This window comes from Zwartia hollandica, from assembly GCF_019923725.1.
Lineage (GTDB): Bacteria > Pseudomonadota > Gammaproteobacteria > Burkholderiales > Burkholderiaceae_B > Zwartia > Zwartia hollandica.
In genome coordinates, this window is the sequence record NZ_JAHXRI010000008.1 from 1 (window position 1) to 7,442 (window position 7,442).

Sequence of the window (7,442 nt, forward strand, 5' to 3'; positions counted from 1 at the left end):
CGCGAAGTTGCTCGAGACGCTGCCCGAGTTTATGGTGCCGCAGGCGTTTGTGACGATGGAGAGTTTGCCGCTGACACCAAACGGCAAGCTCGATCGTCGTCGTCTGCCCGAGCCCAGCGCGGCGAGCAGCACAACCGAGCATCGCGCGCCACGCACCGAGACCGAGAAGGTGTTGTGTGCGTTGTTTGCCGAGGTGACCAACAACACCCAAGTGGGTCTGGACGATAACTTCTTTGCCATCGGTGGTCATTCGTTATTAGCAATACGCCTTATTTCCCAATTACGTCAAATGCATGGTTTGGAGCTTGTGTTGCGAGACTTGTTTTTGCATCCAACGCCCGAGGCACTTGCACCGCACCTCAATCAAGTTAAAGCGACTCCAGCACCATCAATCATTGCAGGTGCTGGTCGACGCAAGCGTAATAAGACAGATAGCTAAAATATGAAGCGTTTCAAAAATATGGATAGCAGTACAGCAATCGATTTGATCTTGTCGGCCAGATCGATTGTGCCTGTTTATAGCGAAGATAATGAAGTCGTGCTGTCCTTCGGGCAGCGCGGGCTTTGGACGCTCGATGCTCTCGATGGACCCTCAGCAACGTACAACATTCCAGCCGCGCTTCGACTAAAGGGCCTTGTCCATCTCTCGGCTCTGAATCTGGCGCTGCTTGATGTACTAGAGCGGCACGAGCCCTTGCGAACGGTTATTGCTGAAGATGGTGAAGGCGAGCCGCGAGGTTACGTTGTAGATTTGCCTGCTGATGTTGTGGTGATTCGTCATCTAGAGTTGGATCAACAGGAGTCACTAGACGAGCGTAATCGAAAAGCAAATGAAATTTTGTGCCTTGATGTTGCGCGGCCCTTTGATCTTGCTCGCGACATTCCCTTGCGTGCGCTGCACATCAAAATCTCAGAAGAGGAGGCCATCTTTTGTTTGACGCTCCACCACCATGCAGGTGATGGCGCGTCGATGGGGATTTTGTTCCGTGAGTTGACTGAGGCGTATGCCGCGAGATTAAGCAATCAGGCGCCCGAATGGCCTGAACTTCCCGTGTTCTATAGTGACTGGGCTGCTTGGCAAGAGAGCACGCTTTCCGAACACATCGATGCGAAATTAGAGCGCGCTAAACACCGTCTCGCAGATTACACAGAGACACTCAATCTTCCCCTAGATTTTTCTCGAAATCCGAATCGTTTACGAAGCTCAGGGGAAGTAAGACTTTCTATACCCGCCACTGTCGTAAAAGGTTTAGAGACTTTGGCACGGCAACATGCCACGACCCTATTTACGGTTGTGTTGGCAGTGTATGCCGCGACGCTTTCACGTATCACCGGGCAACGTAATTTAGTCGTTGGTGCTCCGGTCGCTGGAAGAAGCCAAACGGAAACTGAAAACCTGGTTGGGTTCTTGGTCAATACAGTTGTCATGCCGATTTCAACGCCACTAGGATGCACGGTTGAGGAATTGGTTGTCAACGCCCGTAACAGTGTTGAAGGCGCTTTGGCTGATCAAGATCTACCCTTCGATAGATTGGTCGAGCACGTTGGTGGCGCACGCTCGTTGACTCAAACACCAATATTTCAGACGATGTTGGCCTTTGAAGGGCAAGATGCAGAGGCGCCTCAACTCGCTGACCTAACTTGCAGCTTTGAGTCCGTTCGCTTACCTCGGGCAAAGTTCGATTTGATGTTGATGTTAGCGAAGAATCAAGGCGGCGGACTTGTCGGTGCATTTGATTTTGACTCCGACTTGTTTGACGTTGCTAGCGTAAGCGACTGGGCGCAGATTTTCAGTGCGATTGCGCAGGCGATGAGTCATTCAGATGGTGATCTAGTCGATGCTATTCCGGTATTCAATTCGGTCAGGCGCAAAGAATTGCTTGTTGCGTCCGCTGGCGTAGAGCTTATCGACGCAAGACTACAGCGCACGATCCCTGCGCTCTTTGCTGAGCAGGTGCGGTTGTCGCCAGGTGCAGTCGCTCTTGAGGTTGCGGGCGAAACGATGACTTATGCTGAGTTGGATGAGCGTTCAAATCAGCTGGCTAGGCTCTTGCTCCAAGAAGGTATCAATTCGGATCAGATTGTTGCACTGTTCTTTGAGCCTACTGTAGATTTAATCGTTTCCATCTTTGCTGTCTTGAAGGCAGGGGCAGCCTATCTGCCGCTCGATGTCCAGTACCCGCCATCGCGTCTAGCATTTATGCTTTCAGACAGCGGTGCAAAACTTGTGTTATCGACTAAAAAGTATGAGCAGGCGCTTCGTACGGCGTTAGACTCGCGTCAACAAGATGAGGAGCGATCACATGAGATTGACTCGTTCGATGTTTTGCCTCGATTTGTTTGCTTAGACACAAGCGTAGTCTTAGATCGCTTACGCAGTTGTGATCGAGCGTCATTGACTACAGACACTTCAATATATCGTTTGCACCCAGCTAATCTCGCTTATTTGATTTATACCTCGGGCAGTACTGGCAAGCCGAAGGCTGTGGGCGTTGCACACGCTAACGTCGCGAACTTTGTGGTTGCATTTGAAGCGGTGTCTGGTCGTACGCAGCCATTGCGTGGGGCGATGATCGCGTCGCCCGCTTTCGATGTCGCCGTCTGGGATATTTTCAATAGACTTCTAACAGGCAGTACCCTGGTGCTAGGGCTGCCGGGCTTGGCTGATCTAGACGCACTCGTGCGGGAGTTGGTCGCACAGCGCATTGATTCAATCTATTTGCCAGCAGGCGTTATACCAGTGGTCTCGGACCTATTGAAAGATGCCAAGCTTCAGCTACCGCTTGAGCAAATGTTAACGGGCGTTGAGTCTATACGACACGATCAGTTGTCTCATTTTATTCGACAGGCGAAGCAACCTGTCGTCGTGAATGGCTATGGTCCTACCGAGGCAACTGTGTGTGCAACGTGGACACGTGTGAGTACAGATAGGGATGATGGAACGCGAGTCTCGATCGGACAGGCTGTTGCAAATGCACAGGCCTTCATTTTAGATTCTCACTTAGAGCCAGTGTTCCCTGGAGTTGTTGGGGAGTTATACATCGCCGGAGAAGGACTGGCACGTGGATACGTGAATCGCCCAGGGATGACAGCGGAGCGTTTTCTGGCATGCCCATTCGGTAAGTCTGGTCGTCGGATGTACCGCACGGGTGATTTGGCTAGGCGTACAAAAGATAATTTAATTGAGTTTATCGGTCGAGGCGATACCCAGGTCAAAATTCGTGGATATCGTGTCGAAACCGGAGAGGTAGAAGCTGCGCTGCTCAATGCATTTTCGAGCGATCTTGCGCAGGCCGTAGTCGCAGTTAAAAACATCGCTGGTGAGCCAAATCTAATTGCTTATCTTGTTCCACATCTTGGCAGGTCTGTTCCAGATTTTTCGCAAATCCGGGCGGGGCTCGCAAAGATACTGCCTGAGTACATGTTTCCCAGCGTGTGTGTGGCACTTAGTTCTTTGCCCTTAACGAATAATGGAAAGCTAGACTACCGAGCCTTGCCTGAGCCCGATGTCCAGGCGAGCCTCAGTCAGTATCGCGTACCAAAAACGTCAACAGAGATCTTGCTTTGCGACTTGTTTGGAGAGCTAACTGGATCAGACAGGGTTGGACTTGATGACAGTTTTTTCGCAATAGGTGGGCATTCGTTGCTTGCGATGCGCTTGATTGCCCGTCTGAGAAGAGATCTAGATCGTAACGTCTCACTTCGGACGTTATTTGCCTACTCGACGCCCGGTACGCTTGCGCCACAAATTGATCTGCTTGGTTTGGATGAAGGGCCTGCTCTCTTGCCTGGTGCGGGTCATAAAGATAATGGTGAGCTTGTATTGTCGTTTGGTCAGCGTCGACTGTGGACATTGGATCAAATTGAAGGCGAATCGGCGACTTACAACATGCCGATTGCGATACGCATGTCGGGCGATCTTAATCGAGCTGCGTTGGAGCAGGCTCTGGTGGCACTTGTTGCTCGCCACGAACCGCTGCGCACGCGCATGATCCCTGGTTCAGATGGTATGCCAGTCGGGTCTTTGATTGAAATTCCTTCATCAAAAAACTTTCTGACCTATTCTCGCGTAGAGTTCGAAGCGGACGCATCGGAAGAAGAGAAGAATATTATTACGCGTCAGGCACTGCTTGAGCAAACCTCGATACCCTTCGATTTGAGTTGTGAGTTGTCGCTGCGAGCGCATATAACTGAGCTCACCGCTACAGAGGTCATTCTTACAATGACGTTGCATCACCAAGCGGGTGATGGAGCCTCTGCCCTTGTATTGATTCGCGAACTCGCGCAGGCATACGACAGCTTTTTAACAACCGGCCTCGCTCCCGAATGGGATCCTTTACCGATTCAATATAGTGACTGGGCTGCATGGCAGCAGGCCAGTCTATCGCATGATCTTGATTCAAAAATTGCAAGGGCAAAAATGCGCCTTGCAAACGCTCCTGAAAGCTTGACATTGCCTGTCGATCATCCTCGTGATCCAAGCAGAGCCAGACGAGCGGGTTACGCACCAATTTCAATTCCCGAGTCGGTTGTCCAGGCTCTTGAGTTTGTTGCGCGTCAGGAAGGTACGACTCTCTTTGTTGTGATGCTGAGCGCCTACGCTACCTTCTTAGCTAGGCTAGCTGGACAACAGGAGGTCGTCATCGGCTCGCCGGTTGCAGGTAGGAATCGCGTAGAGACCGAGGGCCTCGTTGGTTTTCTAGTAAACACACTTGCGCTGCCCGTTTCTCTTGCTGGAAACTGTACAACGAAAGAGTTGGTTGCACGAACTCGTGTAAGTGTAGAAGAGGCGCTTATCGATCAGGATCTGCCCTTTGACCGGCTCGTCGAGAGTTTGGGCGTTGCGCGATCACTTTCACACACTCCGGTGTTTCAGGCAATGTTCGCGCTCCAACCAAAGACGTCAGTCGAGCTTGAACTTTCTGGATTGAAGTGTAATTTTGAAACAGTCGCCCCACCGAACGCGAAATTTGATATCACGCTTTTCCTGGCTCCAGCCGAAGACGGGCCGTGTGTGGGTGGATTCGAGTATGACGCAGATCTGTTTGACGCGGGTGTCGTTGGAAGCTGGGCGCAATCCTTCAGTACATTGCTGTCGAGCTTATGTGATTCGCCTGACCAGTTGGTCTATGAATTGCCGCTATTGAATGCTCAAGGTGTCACGAGTCAAATTGCGCTATCGCAAGGGCCCTCTGTTTCGCTAGCAGAGCAACCCGCATCTCTGCCGGCGTTGTTTGAGCGAATGGCTTGTGCACATCCTGATGCAGTGGCGGTCGCGTATGAATCAACACGATTGACGTACGCCGAGTTGGATACTCGATCGAACCAGTTCGCACATTACTTGTTATCACTCGGTGCAGGGCCTGACCAAGTAGTAGCCATTTTGTTGGACCGAACGCCAGAGATGGTGGTGGCAATCCTCGCTACATTAAAAGCTGGTGCGGCCTATCTTCCTCTTGACCCAGACTATCCATCTGTACGATTGGAGTTCATGCTTAGTGACAGTCACGCAGATATACTGGTCACTACACGGCTCGGGCACGACAGTCTCACAAAAGGCATTAAAGAGGCGCGCGCTCAAGGATTAGAGCTCGTTGCTGATGATGAAAACGTAATTCCAGATGCGATCGTCTATTTAGATAGTGCGCAGCACCTGGCAGCAATTGAACGATCGTCAACGGCCCGTCTCACGGATGCGCAAACAGATTATTCCGTTTCTCCCGAACATCTTGCTTACTTGATTTATACGTCAGGTTCGACCGGTAGACCCAAAGGTGTTGGCGTTTCTCGACGTTCGCAAGCTCAGATGGTGCTTGAGCATCAGCGACAACTTGATATCCGCCTCGGTGATCGATGTCTGCAAGTTGCGCGTCCTGCATTTGACGTAGCGTCTGCTGAAATCGGCATGGCTTTAGTGTCTGGCGCTTCAATTGAGCTACTCAGTGTGGCCGAATCAGCACTTGTTGGCGTTGATTTTGCGCAGTTGTGTGATCGACGAAAGATTACGCATTTCATGTGCGTGCCGAACGTCCTGCAGTTGATTCCGATACAGTCAAAGCTTCCTACGGTTCGGTGCATCGTTGTCGGTGGAGATCAGTGTCCACCAAGCATTGTTGCAAGATTTGCGACCGATCGGGTCATGATCAATGCCTACGGTCCGACCGAGGCAACTGTTTGTGCAACGATGAGTGTTCCGCTGGATGGTAAGCGCTACAAGAAAGGTGCTGATCCGCTCGTACCGATTGGTTTTCCTTTGGCTAACGCACAAACTTACTTGTTGGATCCTAGTCTTGAGTTGGTTCCCCGAGGTGTGACAGGCGAGCTGTACATTGCTGGGATTGGCCTGGCACGAGGCTATCTTGGTCGGGCAGGCATGACGGCAGAGCGGTTTGTGGCATGCCCTTTTGGGGCGCCAGGCGCGCGAATGTACCGTACGGGAGATCTGGCGCGGCGTCGGGCAGATGGATCGATTGAGTTTATCGGACGTGTCGATGATCAAGTGAAGATTCGTGGGTATCGAATCGAGCTCGGTGAGATCGAAGCCGCGTTGCTCGACGCCTTCTCAGAGGTGCTCTCTCAGGCGACTGTTATTGCACTTCCGTATATGGACGAGCACCGGCTCATTGCTTATCTCGTTCCACAAAAAAACGCGACCGTGCCTTCGTCTGCAGTTTTGCGCTCAACGATTGAGTCCAGATTACCTGACTACATGCTTCCCGCGGGATATGTTTCGCTTGAGAGCTTACCCCTCACTCCGAACGGTAAGTTGGACCATCGGGCATTGCCTAAGCCTGAATTGCTTAGCAGCGGACATGCATATCGTGCGCCGATAACGGGTACCCAAGCGGTGATTTGTCGGCTGTTTGCTGAGCTGACGAATACAGACGCTGTCGGACTCGATGATAATTTTTTTGAAATTGGTGGGCATTCACTTTTAGCAATGCGTTTGATTGCTCGGGTGCGACATGAGACAGGTTGTGATTTGCCGTTGCGATCCTTGTTTGCACATCCAACCCCCGAGGCACTTGCTGTGCAGCTCGACACGCTTGAGGCGGATCAGGGGCCAGTCCTGGTCGGTGGAGCAGGTAGGCGCGAGGATGGAAAACTACTGTTGTCCTATGGTCAGCAACGTCTTTGGACGCTGGACCGTCTTGAAGGTCCGTCTCCGGTTTACAACATTCCCATGGCGCTCCGCTTGGAAGGCCGACTCAACATAAACGCTCTTGGAAAGACGCTCGCTGCGATCATCGCGCGTCACGAGCCTTTGCGTACCGTGATTGTTGAAGACAATTTTGGTGATACGCAGGGCGTCTTGCTGCCAGCGCCTGATGCGCAGACGCTGATTACGGTGACGGATCTGAGTGGTATCGACTCAAGGCTAGAGCGTGAGCGACAGTTAAGCGAACTGATTAGGCTCGAGACAGCAAAGCCCTTTGACTTAT

At 51.7% G+C, this 7,442-nt stretch carries 2 protein-coding genes; both read left to right on the plus strand.

Annotated features, from left to right (window positions below):
- Positions 1–439 (plus strand): phosphopantetheine-binding protein (locus KZZ10_RS10630; RefSeq protein WP_259661512.1); only part of this gene is annotated, 439 nt, incomplete at its 5' end.
- 3 nt (positions 440–442) lie between these two features.
- Positions 443–7,442 (plus strand): non-ribosomal peptide synthetase (locus KZZ10_RS10635; protein WP_259661513.1); only part of this gene is annotated, 7,000 nt, incomplete at its 3' end.